Raw genomic sequence first — 21,001 nt, 5'->3', positions numbered from 1 at the left:
AAGCCCGCCTCAGCCCATCGTGCGCCGTCCGAGCTCGGAGCGCAGCTCGGCCAGCAGTTCCTTCATCGTGCCGAGGCCCGCGTGCTCCGCGCGGGGCACGTTTCGCAGGCGCTGCCAGACCCGGCCTTTCCAGTATTGACGCAACGATGCAGGCACGGTGCGCAGTTCGCGCTCGAGCTCGTCCTGCCATGCGGCCGGAAAGCGGGCCTCGAAGTCCAGGCGCTCGGCGCCGAAGTCGAACTCCTCGGGCTCGTCATCCGTTCGCCGGCTGCGCCGGAGTGCCGCCGTTGCACTGGCATTGACCTCCTGGTCTGCGATGCACACGCCGTAGTCCTCGCGCGCCGTAGTTATGTCCAGGAACCCGTCGAGCACGTCGCGCAGCACCCGCTGCGGATCGCGTTCCAGCGGATCGCCATAGCCGCCGCCGTTCGGCGTCACGATGCGCACCACATCGTGCGGCTGCAAGTCCAGGCGGCTCGCGATCTTGCCAAGCTGGCGCGCGCCGTTGCTGCCGGGATTGAGGGTCGTCTGGCCCAGCGTGCCGGCACGGCCGCCCTTGCGGCCCCATGGCCGGAACTCGTAGCGCTCCAGTCCGCGTGCCGTGAGCACGGCGTTGGGGGTGAAGACCTGGAACTGCATGTCGATGCCGAGCCCACCGCGCCATTGGCCAGGCGCCGGCGGGCTGTCGCTGAGCTGGTAGCGTTCGACCAGCACCGGCATCTCGGCCTCGCTCGTCTCGGCCGGGATGTTGCGAAGATAGCCGGCTGCGAAGTCGGCGCCGTCGATGCCGTCCTTCACCGGCCTGGCGCCCGAGCCGCCCCACAGCGGCTGCAGCACGTTGACCTTGAGTTCGCCTGATGCGGCATCGACCAGCGAGAGCAGGGCGACGCCCAGCATGCCGGCACCTGCGGCAGGAATGCGGCCGGCGATCTCGCGCGGCGCTGGCCGGCTGCCGTCGGTGGCCTGGGAGAGTGCGCCGAACACCATTTCCATCACGCGCACCACGGTGGCGAAGCGCACACCGATGGCCGCGGTAGGTTCCGGGTTGAGCAGCGAGCCGGGTGGAATGGTCACGCGCAGGGGCCGCAGCACGCCGCGGTTGATCGGGATCGACCCGTCCACCGCGTAGATGAAGTTGAACACCCCGGCATTGATGAAATGGTGGTTCTTGCCGAAGGTCGGCAAGTTGAGCGCGAAGGGCAGCTGCGCGTCGGAGCCGGTGAAGTCCAGGTGCAGGCCGTCCTCCTCGACCTCGATCGCGAGCTTCATGCGCGCAGGCGGCAGGCTGTCGCCGTCGAGCTCGAGGTAGTCGGTCATCTCGTAGCGGCCGCGCGGCAGCTTGCGCAGCACCTGCCGGGAGCGTTCCTCGCCGTAGTCGAGCAGGTCGTCGATGCCGTCGCGGAAGGCCGCGAGGCCGTACTTGTCGATCGTGCCGTCCAGCCGCTTCTCCGCGGCCTGCATCGCCGACAGCATCGCCTGGATGTCTCCGCGGTTGTGATACGGGATGCGGCAATTGGCGAGGAAGGTATCCATCACCTCGGTGTTCAGCTGGCCGGCCCGGCAGAGCTTCACGGCTGGCACCCGAATTCCTTCCTGGTAGATGTCGCTCGCGGCGAGCGCGATGCTGCCGGGCACGATGCCGCCCACGTCCGACGAGTGGATGAAGGTCCAGGTGAAGCAGACCAGCTCGCCGTCGTGGAAGTAGGGCTTCAGCAGGTGGATGTCCGGCAGGTGCGTGCACAGCCCACCTGTCGTCGACGGATCATTCGCCATGATCACGTCGCCCGGCTCGTAGTGGTCGAAGGCGGCAATGGCGTCTTCCATCATCGCCGCGACCATGAAGGCGACGCCGATGTCGCGCGGGTAGCTGAAGATCTCGCCGTTGACCGAGACGAGTGCCTCGCCGAAGTCCCAGGCCTCCTTGATGAAGGGTGTGAACGAGGCCTTATGGATGACGTGTCCCATCTCGCTGACGATGCCGTTGAGGCGGTTGTTCAGGATCTCGACAAACACCGAGTCCGTGCGCAGGGGCCGGGCGGCCGGCCCACGCTGAGGGTCTTGCAACTGGTTCATGAACGAAGCTCTCCGATGATCATTCCGTAGCCGTCCACCCGGCATGCGAAGCCGGGGGGCACGAAGGTGGTCGTGTCGTACTGCTCCACAACCGCGGGGCCGTTGAACTCGTGGCCCCAGGTCAGCGCGCTGCGGTCGAGCACGGCGGCGTCGTGGTGGGCGCCGTCGATGAAGATCCGGCGTCGAGCCCGCACAGGCGGCTCCCGAAGGTCGGACGGCAGCGCTGTGTCGCGCACCGTCCGCATGCTCGGCTTGGGCGTGACGCCCACCGCGGTTGTGCGCAGGTTGACGACCTCGATGGCCGAGCCATGATCGGCGTCGCCGTAGATGGCCGCGTAGGCGGCCTTGAACGCGGCAAGCAGTGCGGACGCGGCGTCCGCCGCTCCGAGGTCGATCGAGCCCAGGTCGACGCTCACGTCGAAGGACTGCCCCGCATAGCGGATATCGGCGTTGCGCAGGATGTGCTTATCTGCCACGCTGATGCGCTCGCGCGCGAGCCAGCCCAGCGCCTGCCGCTCGAGTTCCTCGAAGGTAGTAGCCAGCCGGTCGATAGCTTCGCCGGGGCGCTGCGGGTCCAGCATCACCTGCACCGTGCGGATGAAGTCGCTCTTCACGTCGGCCACGAGCGAGCCCAGCGCGCACAGCGTGCCGGGGGACGGCGGCACCAGGACGGTCTGGATGCCCACTTCACGCGCCAGCAGGAAGCCGTGCGTGGCGCCCGCCCCGCCATAGCAGAGCAAGGCGAACTCCGACACGTCGACGCCCTTGCGCGCCATCAGCGGCACAAGTTGCGAGTACATGTTCGAGGTCGCCACGCGCAGGATCGCCTCGGCACAGGCCTCGTGTTCCATGCCGAGCGCCTGCGCGACGCCCCCGATGGCACGCCGCGCCAGGTCGGGCCTGAGCTTCAGTTCACCGCCGAGAAACCGTTCCGGGTCAACGATCCCCATGGTCACATAGGCATCGGTGATGGTCGGGCGCGTCCCGCCGCGTGCGTAGCAGGCGGGCCCGGGCTCGGAGCCGGCACTCTCGGGGCCAACCTTGAGAATGCCCGCGGCATCCGTCCATGCGATGGAGCCGCCGCCGGCCCCGATGGAGGACAGGTCCACCGCCGGCAAGCTGATGTCGAAGTCGCCGATGTGGCAGACATTCGCGTAGCGCAGCTCCTCGTCAATCACCGCGACCTCGGTGCTGGTGCCGCCCATGTCCAGCGGGATGAGTCGCGTGAAGCCGGACAGCCGCGCGACGAAGCGCGCGCCGATCGCCCCCGACGCCGGGCCGGAGGAGAGCGTTTCCACCGGAGACTCCTGTGCCGAGCGTGCCGTCATCACGCCGCCGTTCGACTTTGTCGACAGCAGCGTACTCGACAGGCCAGTGCGGCCCACCTCCGCCTGAAGCGCGGTGAAGTAGCTGCTCATCTTCTTGCCGATGAAGGCGTTGATGCTGCTGATGAGCGTGCGCTCGTATTCCCGGATCTGCGGCCAGATGTCCGAGGACACGCAGACGAAGAGGTCCGGATAGGCTTTCGCGATCGCCTCCTTCGCAGCGCGCTCGTGCGCGGGATGCATGTACGAGTGGAGAAAGGTGATGGCGAGCGCTTCGACGCCCTGCCCGACCAGTTCCGCGACGGCGGCAAGCACCTGCTCGGTGTCCAGCGGACGCAGCACCTCGCCGTGGTAGCTCATGCGTTCGTCGATCGTGCGCACAAGCTGGCGGGGTATCAGCGGCGCGGGCTTCTCGACCAGCAGGTCGAAGATGTCCGGCAGCCGGGAGCGGCCCAGCGACAGGATGTCGCGGAAACCGCGCGTGATCAGCAGCCCGGTGCGCGCACCCTTGCGCTCCAGCAGCGTGTTCACGCCGATAGTGGTGCCGTGGACGAAGTAGCCCACGGCCGACGGCGGCACGGCATGGCGCTCGGAGAACTGGGCCAGGCCCTGGAGGACTGCCTTGCTCGGGTGCGAGGGCGTGGACGGGACCTTGGCGATCAGCGTCTGGCCCGTGCTTTCGTTCATGAGAGAGAAATCGGTGAAGGTTCCACCGATGTCTATCCCCAGTCGGTAACTCATGCGAGTGACTCCTGTGGTGAGGGTGTGGGAGGTGTGCGGGACAGCGCGCTCAGAGCACGGGCCAGGTGCGCTGCTCGGGCAGTCCCGCGCGGGAAACGATCGATTGCGAAGCGGTGCGGGCGCGTTCCATCAGCTCGTTGAAGTCGCGCGACATGAGGCGGCCATGGCGCACGAGCAGGCGGCCCGCCACGGCCACACTGTCCACGCGGTGCCCGCCGCTGGAATAGACGAGATTGGCCACCGGATTGAGGAGGGGCCGCGGCTGCCACTCGATGCCATCCGTGCGCAGCAGGACGAAGTCGGCCTGCTTGCCGGGCTCGAGCGTCCCGAGGGTGTCGCGCAGCCCCAGCGCCTGCGCGCCGCCGAGTGTCGCCATCTCCATGGCCGCGTGCGCGCCCAGCACCGTGGCATCCCGGCGCACGTCCTTGTGCGCGCACGCCGCGAGATACATCAGGCGTGGCATGTCGAGGAAGCGGCTGATCGAGGCGGCGTCAGCACCCAGGGCAACGTTGACGCCTGCCGCCACCAGTTCCGGAAAGCGGCCGTGGGCGATGCAGCCGAAGCCGCCCAGCATGCTGGCAGAAGGGCAGTGCGTGATGGTGGCGCCGGCGCGCGCGAGCAGCTCGACCTCCGCGTCGTCGATCGCGCCTGCATGCGCCCCCGTGAAGCGAGGCCCGAGCACGCCCAATTGGTGGTAGCGCGGCACTGCCCGCATGCCATGCTGGCGCAGGGAGTTCAGGTTGTCCGCTTCGCGCGTTGCCAGGTGACCGTGGATGACGGCCTGGCGACGCTCCGCCAGGTCGCGCACGCGTTTGCATAGCGCGTCACTGACGGTGCTGTCGCTCCACAGGCCGAAGGCCACCCGGATGCGCCCGGACGCCGCGCCGTCGAGCTCGTCGAACAGGCGCTCGTTGCGTGCGGCCGCCGCATCCGCGTCGCTGCCGCCTTCCGGCGAGAGCGGCCTTGCCGCATCGAAGCTGTCGGTGGTGGATCCGGCCAGCAGCAGGCGTATGCCCGTGTCCTCGGCGGCACGCGCCACGGCGTGCGGATGGGCGCTCCCGGGATCGCCGACGCAGGTGGTTCCGTGCAGCAGTTGCTCGGCGAAGGTGCCGGACGCGCCCCAGTAGGCCTCGTCTGCCGAGACAGCCTGCTCGAAGGGGTAGAGCCGCGTCTTCCATCGCTCCTCGACGGCGACATCGTCGAGCAAGCCCTTCGTCAGGAAGTGCGCGCTGTGGTTGTGCGCGTCGATGAATCCGGGTGCCAGCAGGCCGGCCTCGCCGTCGATGCGGTCGAATTCCGGATGCTGCTGCAGGACCTCCTGGGAGCGGCCCACCGCGACGATGCGACCGCCTTCCCAGGCCAGCGCACCGTCACCGAAGATCTCGCGTCGCGGGTTCATCGACACCACGGTCGCGTTGAAAAGGATCTGCCCTCTCGTCATGGCCGCTTCTCCGTCATGGCCGCGCCGAGGCCACGAGCCGCTGGAGCTCGCCCGCTTCTCGGATCTCGATTGGGTAGCTTTCGCAGCCCAGGCGGCGCGACAGCGTGCCGGCGGCCTTCTGCAGGATGGCGGCATAGGCGTCGAATTCCGCGGCGCGTACCAGGCTTTCCGGATAGGCGACCCCCAGGGCCGCGACACAGGCCTGGGTGCCGTCGAACACCGGCACCGCAATGCCGCCGATCCCGGTCGCCCGTTCGCCGGAAGAGACGGCGAAGCCGCGCTGCTGGATGTCGCGCAGTTCGCGCCGCAGCACCGACGTCTCGACGATGGTGCGCGCGGTGAGCGAAGCGAGCTCGTGGTCGAGCATCGATGTGCGCACCGTTTCGTTGGCGAAGGCCGCCAGCAGCTTGCCGGGTGCGGTGGCATGCGGCGGAAAGTACGAGCCGACCTTGGATGCGAAGTCGACCGAGATGGGGCCGTCGATGCCGAGCAGGTAGAGCGGCTTGGCGTTGTCCACGACGCACAAGGTCGTGGTGAAGCCGCAGCGGTCGACGACCTGGCGCATCACCGGCAGGGCTTCGCTCGTGAGCTGATTGCTGTTGATGAAGCGGGCCCCGGCGGCGTAGGCCGAGATGCCGATGCTGTAGCCGCGCGTGCGGGGGTTGTGGACGACCCACCCCTCCTCGCGAAAGGCGGAGAGCATCCGTGAAACCTGGCTTTTCGCCATGTTCAGCCGGGTCGCCAATTCGGTGACCGTCAGCTCGCCGTTGACATGGGAGAATTCGGAAAGGATCCTGAGTCCGGTTCGGAGGGATTGCATGCTGCCTCGCTTTGCTGGATTTCGGTGCACGGACTGCAACAGGCTTGCAGCGGAAAGCACCTTGGGATCGACTCTAGGCGATGGGCGCGCGTTCGTTACTACGATGTTACGAATCGACGCCAAACAAACGGGAGTGTGGGCAGACTTGTTGCACACTTCGGAACATGGGTAGGACTTGGAACCGAAAGTCCTGCGCCGCGTGAGCCGGGTTCCTTCCGTACTGCTTCGGCAACACACCCATCCCGATGTGGCCCTGTCTGGCAGGGTTCGCCAGCACATCGGCACGCGGACGATGCCATTCACGTCTGAGTCGTCGACACGTATGCTCGAAGGTCATCCCGCGCTGATGCAGGTGTCTGGTAGACCTAAGGCAATGAGTCGCCGGCGTCAGGCCGCCCAAGATGCCCCGAACTTCTGGGTGGTCAAGGGCGGCTGTAAAACTAGCTGTACAGCAGCTTCGGGGTCGAAAGACGTAGTAGCTGACGGGCTACAGTCGGCCAAAAGCATCGGTGATCGGGCGGGCCCAGTGCCTCGCGGAGCTGTCTCTCTAGACTCGAAGTCCCTTTACGAAGGAGAGCTCGAATGACGTACTTCACCGGAATCGATGTGTCGCTGCGCTCCGTCTCGATCTGCATCGTCGATGAGCATGGCGAGGTGTGCCGCGAAGCCAAGACGGCAGCTCAGCCGGCGGCGATCGCTCAGTGCTTGAGCAGCTTCAGCGCCGACGTGAAGTCCGTCGGCCTGGAAGCGGGCACCTTGACCCGTTCCTTGCCTACGGCTTGCAGGCCGCCGGCTTCGAGGTGATCTGCATGGAAGCCAGGCAGGTCAAGAACACCTTGGCCGCCATGCGCAACAAGACCGACCGCAACGACGCGCGCGGCATCGCACGGATCCTGCGCACCGGCTGGTACAGCGATGTGCGCGTCAAGAGCATGCACAGCCATCGCGTGCGAGCACTGCTGGCCAGCCTCAAGGCGATCCTGAAGAAGTGCGGGACCTGGAGAATGAGCTGCGCGGACTGCTGCGGGGGGTGTTCGGGATCTGCCTGCCGCCTCGCGTGGGCCATGGCAGCTTCGACGCCCAGGTGCGACAGACCTTCGCCGCGGACGAGATGCTGGCGTGCGCGCTAAATCCATTGCTCGACGCCAGGACGGTGCTCTACAAGACCTGCCTGAAGCTCGACAACGCGATCAAGGCGTTGGTGAGGCCGATCCGGTCTGCAAGCTGCTCATGTCGGTGCCCGGTGTAGGCCCCGTCACCGCCTTGTCGTTCAAGGCGGGCGTGGACGACCCGGGTCGGTTCACGTCTTCTCGCACCGTGGCCGCGCACTCCGGGCTCACGCCCAGGCGCTTCCAGTCTGGGGAGAGCGACAACCCAGGGCACATCTCGCGCGCCGGCGACGCCGATGTTCGCTCCGCGCTCTACGTGGCGGCGCACTCGCTGCTCACGCGCAACGAACAGTGGTCATCGCTGAAGGCCTGGGGCATACGGCTGGCCAAGACGCGAGGTCATCGTCGCGCGGTGATTGCCGTCGCACGCAAGCTCGCCATCATCCTGCATCGCATGTGGGTCGATGGCACGGTGTTCCGCTGGGGTGCTCAGGAGACTGTCGCATGAATAGCTGAGCGAGACCAACCCCTGCTGAATGGTTGTTGTGAAGAGATTCGTCAAGGTGTGGACGATGGTCCGGATGAACCGCAAATGTCTGCTGCGCATGAAAGCGCGTCCAAAAGCGTGGCTCTCTGCTGCGTCTGACCAATGCGTGCAGCGCCGTGCCGGAAGGCCCGGATCCGACTGCGTAGAGAAGCGTGACCTGCACCGAGACGATTCCAGCACAATGCCCACAACACAAAGACAGCCCGCTGTTGACAAACGGGCCCGATCAGAGAAGCGGAAGTTCGTCGGTGGCCGCTTTAGAGCACTGAGACCTACCCGAACATTGATGGCGCGAAGCATGTCAGTGTCCGCTCCACCGGTATCACCTAGTGCCTGCGCAACGGTGGCAAGCTCGACATGGCGCAGCAGATCGCAACCATGAGATCAAGAACAAACGGGCTCTACGACCGCCGCGAACACCAGGTTTCGCTCGACGAAATTGAAAGGATCCTGGCCGTGGCACCTGCGATCAAGCTCTGGAGCCGAACCCTGTAGTCCCCGTATGCGGGCGCCTCAAGTACTCATCAATCCACAGACGAGCTTTGACGGCCAAGAGCCGGCGAGCCTCTTCTTCAGACCTCGGCCCGGTGATCACGAGGCGGCAAAAATGTTTGCCGGCGCGTTGGATGTCTGCAAAGTAGCTCGAGCCTTCCCCTTCCCCCTGGGCAACGATAGTCATGGTCCAGTCAGAAGGCGCTCCCGAAGCTTCGATGTCTTCGTCAGGATACAAATTCACCCGCCGCTCCCTTCGGTGTCTCGGCACCAGCTTCCCAATATACGCAGCGATTGATGCCATGGAAAGCTGCCCCACCCCCTACGCCGTGATGTCAGTGAGACAGACGCTTCGGAGTCAGATGCGCCCGATGGACTAACGCGCATGGTGAGTCGACGTCAGTTGTTAACGAACATGAAAACGGTGTGGCAGTCCGGGCACCGCGCTTGCCCAAGATTGCCGTAGCTCGAGAGCGCATGGAGCTTTGACGTCCTCCCTTTAAGAAAGCACTCAGGACAAGGGACCGCCTCGGCCGGATCTGCAAGGGCCTCGCGCCAAGCGTCCTCCCAAGCACCGATTAACAGGTGTGCGGCTCGCTTCGCTTGCAGATGGCATAGTAATTCGCGGTGCATGCCTTCGAGTGCCATGTTCGCCTCCATTGCCAGCACGGTGCATCCGCGACGCGGTGAACGTGGCTTGCGTCACCTCCCAGGACCACCGCCACCACCGCCAGGACCACCGCCACCACCGCCAGGACCACCGCCACCACCGCCAGGACCACCGCCACCACCGCCAGGACCACCGCCACCACCGCCAGGACCACCGCCACCGCCGCCAGGACCCCCGCCACCGCCGCCAGGACCCCCGCCACCGCCGCCAGGACCCCCGCCACCGCCGCCAGGACCCCCGCCACCGCCACCAGGTACACCGCCACCTGCGCCCGCGCCCGGACCACCACCTCCGCCGCCGGCGCCACCACCAGGCCCGCCGCCGCCGGCGCCACCACCAGGCCCGCCGCCGCCAGCGCCACCACCAGGTCCGCTACCACCCGAGCCGCCAGCGCCACCGCCGCCAGACCCGTCGCCACCTGCAAAGAGCCAATTGAGGCTGCCTTTCCCCTTAGGCGGCACTCCAGTTTCACCAGGGCGCTGACCAGCAGGCGATGGCTGCGCCGTCCGGGTCGATGGGAAAGCGTTCACGCACGGCGACTCACCGTAGGGGTTGTACCTATCGCAATGGGCGGGAGCCGCGGGCGACCTAGGGGCCGCGGCCTGGTATTGCGTGCGCGGCACCGCGCCGGAACGCGGCTCGCTCACGCGGGGCGGCGCACCGGGAACCAATGATGGCTGAGCAGCGACCGGCGGAGCAAGGCCCCTGAGAGCTGCGTTGCCCGTGAGATCGCCTGCCTTCTCAGGCGCAGTGGCCACCTTTGGCTCGGCTTTGGGTGCTTCGACAAGCCTCTGGCGCTCATGCGGTTTCGTCGATCTATCAGTCCGGGCGAGGCCGACGGATCCGGACTTGGTGGGCCTGCGCGCCGGTGCGACACGCATGGGCTCCGCTACGCTAGCCGATGCCCTCTGGGGTGGGGTGGCCTCGTTTTCGGCAACATAACCCGTGGGCGCCGGGGCAAGCTGGGGCTCTTGAGTCTGAGGCTGCGCTGATTCTGTCCTGGCCTCCGCATCCGTCGATGGCAGGGGGTCGCTCAGCGCTTGCATCGAGGGCGCCGGAACCGGCTCGGCGGAGATCTGATCGGCCGGCCGAGCGGGCTCGCGTTCGGCCTGAATGGCGACAGCTGGCTCAGCGGCTCGGGGCGACATTGGTGGGGTCGGACCTTCTGGTGCCGCGCTCGGCTTCGTGGCCACCGAGGCCGGACCAGAGATCGGCGGTCCCTGCCTGGCGGGTCGCCCGAGATACCAGAGCACGAAGACGACATGCAGCAGCGCCAGGATGATCAACAGCCAGACGATCGACACATCAACGCCTGCAGGCACAGGAATTCCCAAGACCCGACGAGGCGTCTTGCTCCCGCGCTCGGCGCGCATCGGAGGCCAGGAATCCAGAGATCGGGTCGAGCCTTGCGGCGCAGGCGTGTCATTTGTCCGCGTCTGCGTCGGTTCGTCGCTCTCCGGCAGAAGCTTTGCGGCGCAATGACGGCAATACCGGGCCGTGTCCCTGTTGAGGGTCTGGCACTGGCTGCAGACGCGAGTCAGATGCTGCGGCTGAATCGCCGGGCCCGGCGCCTGCCAGTCTGTCCAGTCGGGCTGTGCCGGTACCGCCGATGGTGCTGAATTCAACGCTTGCTGCGGCTCATTTGCAGCGACCAACGTCGGTGAATCCGTCACCGGCTCGCTAGGGTCCGATCTAGGTTGGCGGGCTGCCTCGGTCATGGCTTGCAGCTTGTTGCTGGCGCTATGCGATCGGCACCAGCGCGGTGATGCCCGCGAGCAAGTTGACCACCAGCCAGAATGCGCCCAGATCCAATGTTCGCGTCGGCAAGAGTGAACCCGGCTGTTGACGCCCGCTCAGGAACGTGGGTTCGAAGGCGCGCTCGTCGTCGTAGAAGGCTGGGAGCTTGTGCGTACAGCCCTTGCAAAATCGCGCAGAGCCGAGGTTGATGGTGCTGCAGGCTTCGCAGATCTCCGTCGAGCCCAGGCCTGTACGCAGCAGCGCCAGGTCCATCAGGTTTCCGTAGACCACGCCCGGCGGATTCCTTTCGCCCACAACGATGCTAGAGCTCACGGCGGCTCTCCTTGCCGGAGGACCTGGTCGGTGCAAGCCGGCGCCGAAGGCGCTGCTCTGCAACGGCCAGCTTCGCGAAGGCCTGGAGATCTTCGTACGTGGGCCCCGCCCCTGCGCCGCGCAGATGCCTTCCAAATGCATCAACGATGCGTAGCTGGACGGCTCGCCTCGCGCGAGCTGCCAACGCCAGATCGATGCGTTCTCGCTCTTTCCTGACGCAGACTCCCTTGCTGGATGAGCTTTCGCGCCTCGCCATGCGCTTCGACCAGCAATTCCGCCGTGCCGCTGACCTCTTCTGGCGATTGACCAACCGTGACATCTTTCTTCTCCGATCAGAGCGGCTGCGTGGGAAACATTCACACGAGTAGTGCGGTTGTCTTATATTCGTGAGCGTCCCACTGTCAGACGCCGGCTGATGTTGGTGTCCCTGGCACGTAACAGGCCGTCTTTCACTTTGAGCCCAAGGAAGCATCGTGTCGTACAAGACATTGCGCGTGATGTTCGAGATCAGGCTGCGCTGGTCCGACAAGGTTTCTCATGAGGAACGCGATCCTGAGCTCGGTTTGTGGGTGCCGGACACGCCCCACAACAGAGACAAGCTCAGTCACGCCACGGCAACCGGGAACAGGATCTTTGGGTACCAGTCGCATTGGATCGAGAAGCGCCAAGCGTGAGGCAGACATGACCGCGCCGACCGGCGAGGCAGGCAACGAAGCCGGAAGGCAGATCGGCTGGGTACTCGAAGCCTGCGCGCGCGTGATGCGACCGGTCGTACGGCTCGCACTGGCCTTTGGCCTGAAGCACTCCCATCTCGAGCTCGCGCTGCGCGAGCTCCTGATCGATGAAGCTCGGCGGGCCTGGCGCTTGAAGGGCACGGAACCGAACATCAGCCAGCTTTCGGTGACCACGGGCTTGAACCGCAAGGCCGTGACGGCCAAGGTGCGCGACGAAACCGAGCCTTTGCCACACACGGAGATGTCGGCAGCTGAACGGCAGCGCTGCGAACCTTCGCAACGGCGCCAAGGTCAATATCGAGGGCTCGCAGGTTGTGAATGGCGTACTCATCGCCACGCGCGTCAGCTTTGAGTGACGAACTCTTCATCTGCGAAGTCCGGGCCCTGAGCACGGGGATTCACCCCGCTGCATAGAAGTCAGGACCGGTCAGGACTGTCGAACTGGCTCTCTTCCAACGTCACAGCCCTGAGTGCTCGCAGACGCTCATTGGCAGGTTCCGCCGCTAAGCGGAATCGCCCGACGAGTGCCGAGGTGGGGTCTTCTTCCCGTTCTTGCCATTTCGCCACCCAGGCCAGCACAGTCGCGATGCCCGCACCAGCGACAGAAGCCAAAGCAACGAAGACCGCGATCAGGAGTAGCAATCGCTGAAAATCCGTACCCGGCGCTAATTCAAAAGGTGCCGCAGGCGCAGTCGAAAAGAGGACCTCCGTGCTGAGCAAACCCAGCACCAGAAGTGTCGAGACCACGGCGACCCGGGCGAAGAGCCACCGATGCCTGTAATGCGTTACTGAGTTCATTCGCGCCTCGTCCAAGCGACACCGGATCACGCGTCACATCCTGTTTTGACGCGCCAGCAATGGATCGATCATCTGCAGGGACTGGCGCTTGCCGAAAGGCGATCCAACCCGCCTTCAGCTTCCGCATGTATCAAAGCGGACGAGCAGATGCCCAGCAGCGCCCAGGCGGCTCCGCCCGCAAAGCATCGACAGTAGCGGGCGCGAGAGCCCACGCCCGTCCTATGCTCAAAAAGTCCGGCGGCGCGGACGTTGTAGTGCCGAAAGCGCGCAATGCGCTTCAGGCTTACACCCGCGAGCGGCTCGACCGCGAACGCCAGGTGTTTAGTCCAGACCCAAGCCCTGTGCCTCGGCCAGACAGAGGCCGTGGCGGCTGTCTTGAACTCCGCCGAAGCCAGAACGATGGCTTTCCTCACGCGACTGACGTCAAGCTGAACGACCGCTTCGGAGCAAATCGAACTTCGGCTTAGGGCCGAGGGTGTGTGGAAACTCCATTGATCGTCGCCTATATTGAGCCAACCCGTCTGAGCGAGGTAGCCCATGAAGCGATTCATCGAAGGCGAGGACCGTCATCAGGTCACTCTGCTGCCAGAGTGCCTTGACGACTATATCGGCGAAGACAACCCGGTGCGAGTTGTCGATGCCTTCGTCGAGGAACTGGATCTGCATGCTCTGCGTTTTGAAGGCGTCGATCCGGCAGCAACCGGTCGACCCTCGTACCACCCCTCGGTCCTGCTGAAGCTCTACATCTACGGCTACCTGAACCGTATCCAGTCCAGCCGCCGCCTGGAGCGCGAAGCGCAGCGCAATGTCGAGCTAATGTGGCTCACCGGCCGGCTGGCGCCGGACTTCAAGACCATCGCCGACTTCCGTCACGACAACGGCCGGGGCATTCGCAACGTCTGCCGCCGCTTCGTCGGCCTGTGCCGCGAGCTCAAGCTGTTCTCTCACGCCATCGTGGCTATCGACGGCAGCAAGTTCAAGGCGGTCAACAGCCGCGACCGCAACTTCACGCCCGGCAAGATCGACAAGCGACAGCAGCAGATCGAGCAGAGCATCCAGCGCTACCTCGACGCCCTGGAGACGGCCGACCGCACGCAACCGGCGGAGGTCGAAGCCAAGACCGAGCGATGCAGGAGAAGATCAAGAAGCTGCGCGAGCAGATGAAGCAGCTCGATGACACCAAGGAGCAGCTGAAGAAGGAACCCGATGAGCAACGCTCGCTCACCGATCCCGATGCGTGCTCGATGCTTCAGTCAGGCAAGAGCACGGGCATCGTGGGCTACAACGTCCAGACTGCCGTGGATGCCAGGCACCACCTGATCGTGGCACACGAGGTCACCAACGTCGGCCACGACCGCGCGCAACTCAGCAAGATGGCAAAGGCTGCGCGCGAGGCGATGGGCAAGACCAAGCTGCAAGCTCTTGCCGACCGCGGGTACTTCAACGCCACGGAGCTCAAGGCCTGCGAGGACGCAGACATCGCGACCTTCGTGCCGAAGCCCATGACATCGGGCGCCAAGGCCGAGGGGCGCTTCGACAAGAGCAACTTCATCTATGTCGCGAAGGACGATGAGTATCAGTGCCCTGCGGGCGAGCGGGCCATCTACAGGTTCAGCGCGATCGAGAGGAACGGTCTCAAGACGCGTCTCTACTGGACCAGCGCTTGCCCCAGATGTCCCTTGAAGGATCAATGCACACCGATGAGCCGAAGCCCATGCGTGGCGACGTGGAATGGCTATAAGAAGAGTGCACCCACCTGTTCCACTCCTCTGCCCGCTGCAGCAGACCGAGCTTTATTCGTCGTCCTCTTCCTCGGGCGAGAACGACAGCCGGTAGCCCAGGCCGCGCAGCGTCTGGATGTGGCTGCGCCCGAGCTTGCGGCGCAGGCGGTTGATGAAGACCTCTAGCGTGTTGCTGTCCGCGTCGTCGCCGAAGCCGTACAGCGCGTCGGCCAGGTTGTCGCGCGTGTGGATGCGTTCGGGCCGCGTCGCCATCACGCGCAGCAGCGCCCATTCCTTCTGCGTGAGCGTGACCGGCATGCCGTCCTTGCGCACCAGGTCGTGCGCCAGGTCGATTTCCAGCGTGCCGAAGTTCAGCACCGGCGTGCTGGCGCTGCTGCGGCGGCGCTCGACGGCGCGCAGCCGCGCCAGCAGCTCGGCCGGGTCGTAGGGCTTGACGAGGTAGTCGTCGGCGCCGGCGTCGAGGCCGCGGATGCGGTCGGTGACCTGGTCGCGCGCCGTGAGCACGATCACGATCGGGCGGTCGCGCAGCGCGCGCACGTCCGGCAGCAGCGACAGGCCTTCGCCGTCGGGCAGGTGCAGGTCGAGCAGCACGGCCGCGTATTGCACCGCCGCCAGCGCGGCGCGCGCCTGCGCCAGTCCGGGCGTCACGTCGACCACGAAAGCCTTGGCCTCGAGGTAGCTGCAGACCGCGCTGGCCAGCGCAGCATCGTCCTCGACCAGCAATATGCGCACGTCGCCTTCCTTCTTGTCCAAGGAAACCAAGTCTAGTGTGCTGGCGCTTCAGCCAGCGTTCAGCAGGCGGACGTAGGCTTGGGCGTTTATGTCCCGTTCCATCTTCGCCCGGCCCCTTGCCTGGACAGTTCTGGCCCTGCTCCTGCTCCTGCTCTGGGATGCCAACGGCCTCGACTTCGCGCTGGCCCAACTGGCGGGCACGTCGACGGGCTTCCCCTTGCGCGACAACGGGTTCCTGGTGCATGTGATGCATGAAGGCGCGAGAGCGCTGAGCTGGCTGCTGCTGGTTGCGCTCGTCGCCGCCGTTCGCTGGCCGGTGGGCGTGCTGCGCCGGTTGCAGAGGCGCGAGCGGGCCCAACTCGCCGTCACCGTGCTCGCCGGCGTGCTGGTGGTGTCGCTGGTCAAGCAGGCGAGCGCGACCAGCTGTCCCTGGTACCTGAAGGCCTTCGGCGGTGTGGCCGACTACGTGTCGCACTGGGCCTGGCGCCTGCGCGACGGCGGGCCGGGTGGCTGCTTCCCGGCCGGCCATGCCTCCGCGGGTTTCGCCTACGTGGCCGGCTGGTTCGTGCTGCGGCGCGCCTCGCCGTCGGCGGCGCGGGCGTGGCTCGCCGGTGCGCTGGCGGCCGGGCTGCTGCTGGGCCTGGCGCAGCAGTTGCGCGGGGCCCACTACATGAGCCACACGCTGTGGACCGCCTGGCTCTGCTGGACCACGGGCTTCGCCATCGATGCGCTGCTGCACTGGACGCGGGCCTGGCGCTCCGGCGGGGCGGCAGCGGGCACCACGCCCAAGATGAACGAAAGCTGACCAGGGCATTCAGTGAGTTTTCAGGCTGGCTTTCCAGACTCGCCGGATGCCTGTCTCGACTGTCCGGAATTCCGTCCACTCCCCCAACGCGCCAACACCTGCCGAGGAGGCCTCCGAGTCCCCGTGGCGGCGCATTGACGCCCGGCTGTCGCAGCCGCGTTCCGCACGCAGCGTGGTCCTCGGGCTGAGCCTCTATCTCGCGCTGGCCGCCAACTGGCCTCTCTGGAAAGAGCTGGCCCGCATCGGCGGCGCGCCCAGCATCTACCTGCCCCAGATCGCGCTGATGGCGCTGCTCACCGTCTGCGGCACCGCTGCGCTGCTGGCGCTCGTCGCCTGGTCGCGCTGGATGAGACCGCTGTGGTTCGCCGTGGTGGTGGTCGCTGCCGTGGCACAGCACTTCATGCTGAGCTACCGCGCGGTGTTGGACCCCAGCATGCTGGCCAATGCCATGCAGACCGACTTCCATGAAGCACGCGACCTCATGGGCTGGCGCCTGCTGTTCCATGTCGTGCTGGTGTCGGCGTTGCCGGCCTGGGCGTTGTGGCGCGTGCGCGTGGCGCCGATGGGCCTGCTGTCGCAGGCATGGCGCAATGCGCTGCTGCTCGTCGCAGCCGTCGCGCTGGCGGCCGGCGGCGCGCTGGCGATGAACCGGCAGATCGCGCCACTGATGCGCAACAACGTCCACCTGCGCTACATGATCAATCCGCTGGCCAGCCTCTATTCGGCGTCATCGGTGGCGCTCAAGCCGCTGTTCGCGCACAGCCGCAAGCTGATCCCGATCTCCGGCGGCACTGCGCTGGGCGCCAGCTACGCGGCGCAAGCCCGGCCGCCGCTCTTCGTGCTGGTGGTCGGCGAGACGGCGCGGGCCGATCACTTCGGTCTCGACGGCTATGCCCGCGACACCACGCCGGTGCTGGCCGCGCGCAAGGTGCTGTCCTGGCGCGACGTCCATTCCTGCGGCACCAACACGCTGGCTTCCGTGCCCTGCATGTTCTCGCCCCTGGGCAAGGCGGCCTTCGAGGCGCGCAAGGACGACTACGAGAACCTGATGGACGTGCTGCAGGCCGCCGGCCTCGCGGTGTTCTGGCTCGACAACCAGCCCGGCGGCTGCAAGGGCGTGTGCGACCGTGTTCCGCATGCCTTCGCCTTCGACCAGCTCGCACCGGATGTGAAGAGCGCGCTCTGCGATGGCGACGAATGCCTCGACGACGCCATGCTCCAAGGGCTGGACGAGCGCCTGGCTGCGCTGCCGGCCGAGCGTCGCGCCAAGGGTGTCGTGCTGGTGATGCACCAGATGGGCAGTCATGGTCCGGCCTACTACAAGCGCTCCTCGCCGGATGCCAAGCCCTTCGTGCCGGAATGCAAGACCAATGCGTTGGCCGAGTGCAGCCACGCGGAGCTGGTGAACGGCTTCGACAATTCGATTGCGTACACCGATCGCTTTCTCGGCAGGACCATCGATTGGCTGCAGGCCCAGTCGGGGCGCTACGACACGGCCTTGCTCTACCTGAGCGACCACGGGGAGTCGCTCGGCGAGTATGGGTTGTTCCTGCACGGCGTGCCGTACAGCTTTGCGCCCGAGGTGCAGAAGCACATTCCGATGGTGATGTGGTTCGGGCCGCGCATGCGCGAGCGCGCCGGGCTGTCGCTGGCCTGCATGGAGGCGGGGCTCGATGCGCCGCTCACGCATGACAACCTCTATCACACGGTGCTGGGCGTGATGGATGTGCGGACGCCGACCTACAAGGCGGGGTTGGATGCGCTGGCGTCGTGCCGCGGTCCTGCTCTCTTAGCTGCTCTCCTTGTGAGAGGGCCAGGGTGAGGGGGACTCGGGGAGCGCTACTGACCGACTACGCGTCGCACTGGGCTTGGGGCTTGCGCGACGATCCGACGGCGGGTAGGGCGGCTGCCTTCCGGCGGGCCATGCCTGCATCGGCTTCGCTCATGTGGGTGGCTGGTTCGTGCTGCGGCGGCGCGCCTCGCCAGCGCGAGCATGGCTGGCCTGCGCACTGGCGGCCGGCCTGCTACCGGGACTGAGACAGCAGCTGCGCGGCGCCCACTACATGACACGCGCTCTGGACGGCCTGGCATTGTTAGAGCCGTGGTACTTGTCCATGGCCAGCCAGCGATGTAGCCACCAGCCGCGCAGCTGGCTTCGTAGCAGGAGCGTGTCTTCATCCGCGGCTCGAGCTTGCAGCGTGCACTGAACTAGCGAAGGTGGTCGGCGACCGCGGTCGTGCCGCCCGCGTCCATGTGGGTGTCGCGCTGTGGAGCTCGGCGATTAGAAGCGTTGAGTGTAGGAGAGCAGCACACCGGCGCTGCCCATCAGCGAGACCTGCAGGGCGTCCTTGGGCGTCAATCGGTAGCCAAGGGACGGCACGATGATGGGCGAAAACCCGTTGTGGTTAAACGGAACCTTGTCTTCATAGGGTGCCACGTAGCCGTACATGAGGCCGCCCACCAGCTTGGCATAGAGCATCGGCGCGTTGAACAGCTTGTTCCACACGTAGCCGACATAGACGGCGCCCGATTTTTGCCCAAAGGAATTGCTGAAGTAAGCGCCGCCCCAAAGCCATCCGTCGGCACGCTGGCGCTCCAGTCCGATGAGCCACACGGGTTTGTGCGTCGGGTCGCTGTGGAAGTGGTATGCATGGGGCGAAAGGGTGATTTCCCATGCGGAATCGGTCCGGGTGAGGTTCGATTCCTCTGCGCGGATGGCCGACGCATCCAATAGGCCAATGAGGCCAATGAGGCCAATGAGGCCAATGACAAGGCCGGCGACGCGAGCGGGCGGTGAAGGTCTCATCAGAAGCCTTTTCATTGAATGCTGTTCTTTGTGATGGCCTGAATAAGGCCGCCGGGGCCGAGGGCGACAGTGGGGACCGGCGCCGCGTTCGCTTCGACGGCGGCTCCCGGGTCAGCCTCGCCAGGCCGCACCCTGGAGCGCGAGCAGTCCTGAGCGGCCGGGGACGCTGCCGAGCGCGATGCGATGGCGCGGAAGCGCCACGCTGATGCACGCGTCGTGCAGCGCGCCCAGTGCGACGAGCTCGTGCCCCTGGGCCCGCCAGCCGGCGATCAGGCGCTCGAACACGCTGCGCAGCTTCATGCCCTCGAGCTCGGCGTGCAGCGTGTAGACCTGGTCCTGCGTGGTCTGCTCGGTCAGCCCCAGCAGGTGCCGGTGCACGTTGTCCGCGGTGAGGCCGTCCACGCCGATGAGCTCGTCCAGCGTCGGCAGGGTGGTCGGGTACTGCGGCGGCCCGAGGGCCGTGCCGTCGTCCGCTACCGGGACGAAGGCATGGTTGCCGCGCGTGTCCGAGGCGAACTCGATGCCCAGCGCAGCTTCGGCCTGCGCCGCCGCCGGATTGAACTGCCAGCCCGCGGCGCCGTGCAGCCGCGCTGGGGCGCCGAACACCTCGGCATGACACTGCAGCGCGCGGCGCATCTCGCGCTCGGCCCAGGCGCCGTCCCGGCTCAGCAGGCGGTCCTGCCAGCGCACGTGGTCCCAGCAATGCACACCCACCTCGAAGCCGGCGTCGCGAACGCTGCGCAGCGTGGCGGCTTCGCGCCGGCCGATGTCCGGCCCGGGCAGCAGCACGCCGTGCAGGAGGGTGCGAAGGCCGTAGTGCTCGAGCACCGAGGTGCGCGAAACCTTGCCGAGGAAGCCCGGGCGCAGCACTCGCAAGATAGCGCGGCCGGTGTGATCCGGTCCGAGGCTGAAGAGAAAGCTCGCGCCGCAGCGCTTCGCCGCCAGCAGGCGGACCAGGGCGGGTACGCCCTCGCGGGTGCCGCGCCAGGTGTCAACGTCGACTTTCAGTACGATCCGCGCCATCGTCCTCAGGCTTCCAGATCGGCGGCGGCCGCGGCCTGGTCGCGATAGTAGGCGAACATCTCGCGCAGTGCCTCTTCCATTCCGACCTGGGGCCGCCAGTCCAGGTCTGCCGTGGTGCGGTGGATGTCCGGCACGCGATACAGCACGTCCTGGTAGCCGCTGCCGTAGTAATCCGCCGACGTCACGTCGATCAGCGCCACGGCGGCCGCGGCATCGCGGTACTCGGGCAGCGTGCGCGCCAGGGCCAGCATCATCCGGGCGAGCGCGCGGATCGACAGGTTGTTGTCGGGGTTGCCGATGTTGTAGATCTTGCCGTCGGCGATGCCGCCCTCGTTCGCGATGATCTTCGCCAGCGCCGAAATGCCGTCGTCGACATAGGTGAAGGTGCGCTGCTGGCGGCCGCCGTCGACCAGCCGAATCGGCTCGCCGCGCACGATGTGGCCGAGGAACTGGGTGAGCACGCGGCTCGAGCCTTCCTTGGGCGCATGCAGGCTGTCCAGCCCGGGGCCGACCCAGTTGAAGGGCCTGAAGAGCGTGTAGCGCAGACCCTCCTGCTGGCCGTAGGCGTGGATCACCCGGTCCATCAACTGCTTGGCGCAGGCGTAGATCCAGCGCGGCTTGTTGATCGGGCCGTAGACCAGGTTGGAGGCCTCGGGGTCGAAGCTCTCGTCGGCGCACATCCCGTAGACCTCGCTGGTCGAGGGAAAAACCACGCGCTTGTCGTAGCGCAGGCACTGGCGAACGATCGGCAGGTTGGCCTCGAAGTCGAGCTCGAACACGCGCAGCGGCTCGCGCACGTAGGTCGCCGGCGTCGCGATCGCGACCAGCGGCAGCACCACGTCGCACTTCTTCACGTGGTATTCGATCCACTCCTTGTTGATGGTGATGTCGCCCTCGAAGAAGTGGAAGCGCGGGTGATCGAGCCAGGGCGCGACGCGGTCGGACTGCATGTCCATGCCGTGCAGCTGCCAGTCGGTGCGCTCCATGATGTGACGCGTCAGGTGGTGGCCGATGAAGCCGTTGACGCCGAGGATGAGGACTTTGAGCATGGTCGTGGTCGTTCCGGGGTAAGC

At 66.3% G+C, this 21,001-nt stretch carries 15 protein-coding genes and 3 pseudogenes; 7 read left to right on the top strand and 11 right to left on the bottom strand.

Annotation, left to right across the window (positions count from 1 at the left end; all coding sequences use genetic code 11):
- Positions 1-9: 9 nt before the first annotated feature.
- From E5P3_RS32560 to E5P3_RS32545, 4 genes are read right to left on the bottom strand one after another with little or no spacing between them, the layout of a single operon-like run.
- The gene (locus E5P3_RS32560) at positions 10-2,073 is read right to left on the bottom strand and encodes a hydantoinase B/oxoprolinase family protein (protein ID WP_162590181.1); all 2,064 of its coding nucleotides are present in this window, start codon (positions 2,071-2,073) and stop codon (positions 10-12) included.
- Positions 2,070-4,139, bottom strand: coding sequence for a hydantoinase/oxoprolinase family protein (locus E5P3_RS32555; RefSeq protein ID WP_162590180.1), 2,070 nt, complete (start codon positions 4,137-4,139; stop codon positions 2,070-2,072). Before E5P3_RS32555 ends, E5P3_RS32560 begins: the two co-directional genes overlap by 4 nt.
- 49 nt (positions 4,140-4,188) lie before the next feature.
- Positions 4,189-5,580, bottom strand: a complete 1,392-nt coding sequence (locus E5P3_RS32550) for an amidohydrolase family protein (RefSeq protein ID WP_162590179.1) — start codon at positions 5,578-5,580, stop codon at positions 4,189-4,191.
- A 13-nt stretch (positions 5,581-5,593) separates the two neighbouring features.
- Positions 5,594-6,400 (bottom strand): IclR family transcriptional regulator, encoded by an 807-nt coding sequence (locus E5P3_RS32545; protein WP_162590178.1) that lies wholly within the window; start codon positions 6,398-6,400, stop codon positions 5,594-5,596.
- A gap of 582 nt (positions 6,401-6,982) precedes the next feature.
- Between E5P3_RS32545 and E5P3_RS32540 the strand changes: the two are divergent.
- Positions 6,983-8,017 (top strand): annotated as a pseudogene (locus E5P3_RS32540) (IS110 family transposase).
- A gap of 1,109 nt (positions 8,018-9,126) precedes the next feature.
- Here E5P3_RS32540 and E5P3_RS32535 read toward each other — a convergent pair.
- Together E5P3_RS32535 and E5P3_RS32530 are read right to left on the bottom strand one after the other, a co-directional pair.
- Positions 9,127-9,636 (bottom strand): hypothetical protein, encoded by a 510-nt coding sequence (locus tag E5P3_RS32535; protein WP_162590177.1) that lies wholly within the window; start codon positions 9,634-9,636, stop codon positions 9,127-9,129.
- 1,322 nt (positions 9,637-10,958) lie between these two features.
- On the bottom strand, positions 10,959-11,288 hold the full coding sequence (locus tag E5P3_RS32530; protein ID WP_162590176.1) for a hypothetical protein: 330 nt from the start codon (positions 11,286-11,288) through the stop codon (positions 10,959-10,961).
- 473 nt (positions 11,289-11,761) lie between these two features.
- Here E5P3_RS32530 and E5P3_RS32525 point away from each other — a divergent pair, with 473 nt between their 5' ends.
- Both E5P3_RS32525 and E5P3_RS36360 read left to right on the top strand, forming a co-directional pair.
- Positions 11,762-11,962: a hypothetical protein gene (locus E5P3_RS32525; protein WP_162590175.1), complete on the top strand. Its 201-nt coding sequence runs from the start codon at positions 11,762-11,764 to the stop codon at positions 11,960-11,962.
- Positions 11,963-11,969: 7 nt separating this feature from the next.
- On the top strand, positions 11,970-12,374 hold the full coding sequence (locus E5P3_RS36360) for a hypothetical protein (RefSeq protein ID WP_162590174.1): 405 nt from the start codon (positions 11,970-11,972) through the stop codon (positions 12,372-12,374).
- Between the two features lie 65 nt (positions 12,375-12,439).
- Here the strand turns inward: E5P3_RS36360 and E5P3_RS32515 are convergent, their stop codons facing one another.
- Complete coding sequence (locus tag E5P3_RS32515; RefSeq protein WP_162590173.1) at positions 12,440-12,820, bottom strand: hypothetical protein; 381 nt, start codon at positions 12,818-12,820, stop codon at positions 12,440-12,442.
- Positions 12,821-13,357: 537 nt separating this feature from the next.
- Between E5P3_RS32515 and E5P3_RS32510 the strand changes: the two are divergent.
- Positions 13,358-14,520: pseudogene (locus tag E5P3_RS32510) on the top strand (IS1182 family transposase); the annotation flags it as partial.
- Between the two features lie 93 nt (positions 14,521-14,613).
- On the opposite strand, the gene E5P3_RS32505 reads toward E5P3_RS32510, so the two are convergent.
- Positions 14,614-15,294, bottom strand: coding sequence for a response regulator (locus tag E5P3_RS32505; protein WP_162590172.1), 681 nt, complete (start codon positions 15,292-15,294; stop codon positions 14,614-14,616).
- An 88-nt stretch (positions 15,295-15,382) separates the two neighbouring features.
- Here E5P3_RS32505 and E5P3_RS32500 point away from each other — a divergent pair, with 88 nt between their 5' ends.
- From E5P3_RS32500 to E5P3_RS35990, 3 genes and pseudogenes are all read left to right on the top strand, one after another.
- Positions 15,383-16,099: a phosphatase PAP2 family protein gene (locus E5P3_RS32500; protein WP_162590171.1), complete on the top strand. Its 717-nt coding sequence runs from the start codon at positions 15,383-15,385 to the stop codon at positions 16,097-16,099.
- A 46-nt stretch (positions 16,100-16,145) separates the two neighbouring features.
- Positions 16,146-17,921, top strand: a complete 1,776-nt coding sequence (locus E5P3_RS32495) for a phosphoethanolamine transferase (RefSeq protein WP_162590170.1) — start codon at positions 16,146-16,148, stop codon at positions 17,919-17,921.
- A 29-nt stretch (positions 17,922-17,950) separates the two neighbouring features.
- Positions 17,951-18,196: pseudogene (locus tag E5P3_RS35990) on the top strand (phosphatase PAP2 family protein); the annotation flags it as partial.
- A gap of 184 nt (positions 18,197-18,380) precedes the next feature.
- Here E5P3_RS35990 and E5P3_RS32490 read toward each other — a convergent pair.
- The 3 genes from E5P3_RS32490 to E5P3_RS32480 all read right to left on the bottom strand — a co-directional run bounded on the left by E5P3_RS32490 (position 18,381) and on the right by E5P3_RS32480 (position 20,977).
- On the bottom strand, positions 18,381-18,920 hold the full coding sequence (locus E5P3_RS32490) for a hypothetical protein (RefSeq protein WP_162590169.1): 540 nt from the start codon (positions 18,918-18,920) through the stop codon (positions 18,381-18,383).
- A gap of 96 nt (positions 18,921-19,016) precedes the next feature.
- Positions 19,017-19,928 (bottom strand): 4-deoxy-4-formamido-L-arabinose-phosphoundecaprenol deformylase, encoded by a 912-nt coding sequence (locus E5P3_RS32485; RefSeq protein WP_162590168.1) that lies wholly within the window; start codon positions 19,926-19,928, stop codon positions 19,017-19,019.
- A 5-nt stretch (positions 19,929-19,933) separates the two neighbouring features.
- A complete protein-coding gene (locus E5P3_RS32480) occupies positions 19,934-20,977 on the bottom strand; it encodes a bifunctional UDP-4-keto-pentose/UDP-xylose synthase (RefSeq protein WP_162590167.1) in 1,044 nt (347 codons plus the stop codon).
- Between the last annotated feature and the right edge of the window lie 24 nt (positions 20,978-21,001).

The sequence above is a fragment of the Variovorax sp. RA8 genome, from assembly GCF_901827175.1.
Lineage (GTDB): Bacteria > Pseudomonadota > Gammaproteobacteria > Burkholderiales > Burkholderiaceae_C > Variovorax.
This window is presented reverse-complemented; position numbering and strand designations above follow the sequence as displayed.

Coding starts and splice junctions, on each gene's coding strand:
- E5P3_RS32560 (WP_162590181.1), bottom strand. CDS start 2,073: ATGAACCAGTTGCAAGACCCTCAGCGTGGGCCGGCCGCCCGGCCCCTG.
- E5P3_RS32555 (WP_162590180.1), bottom strand. CDS start 4,139: ATGAGTTACCGACTGGGGATAGACATCGGTGGAACCTTCACCGATTTC.
- E5P3_RS32550 (WP_162590179.1), bottom strand. CDS start 5,580: ATGACGAGAGGGCAGATCCTTTTCAACGCGACCGTGGTGTCGATGAAC.
- E5P3_RS32545 (WP_162590178.1), bottom strand. CDS start 6,400: ATGCAATCCCTCCGAACCGGACTCAGGATCCTTTCCGAATTCTCCCAT.
- E5P3_RS36360 (WP_162590174.1), top strand. CDS start 11,970: ATGACCGCGCCGACCGGCGAGGCAGGCAACGAAGCCGGAAGGCAGATC.
- E5P3_RS32515 (WP_162590173.1), bottom strand. CDS start 12,820: ATGAACTCAGTAACGCATTACAGGCATCGGTGGCTCTTCGCCCGGGTC.
- E5P3_RS32500 (WP_162590171.1), top strand. CDS start 15,383: ATGTCCCGTTCCATCTTCGCCCGGCCCCTTGCCTGGACAGTTCTGGCC.
- E5P3_RS32495 (WP_162590170.1), top strand. CDS start 16,146: ATGCCTGTCTCGACTGTCCGGAATTCCGTCCACTCCCCCAACGCGCCA.
- E5P3_RS32490 (WP_162590169.1), bottom strand. CDS start 18,920: ATGAAAAGGCTTCTGATGAGACCTTCACCGCCCGCTCGCGTCGCCGGC.
- E5P3_RS32485 (WP_162590168.1), bottom strand. CDS start 19,928: ATGGCGCGGATCGTACTGAAAGTCGACGTTGACACCTGGCGCGGCACC.
- E5P3_RS32480 (WP_162590167.1), bottom strand. CDS start 20,977: ATGCTCAAAGTCCTCATCCTCGGCGTCAACGGCTTCATCGGCCACCAC.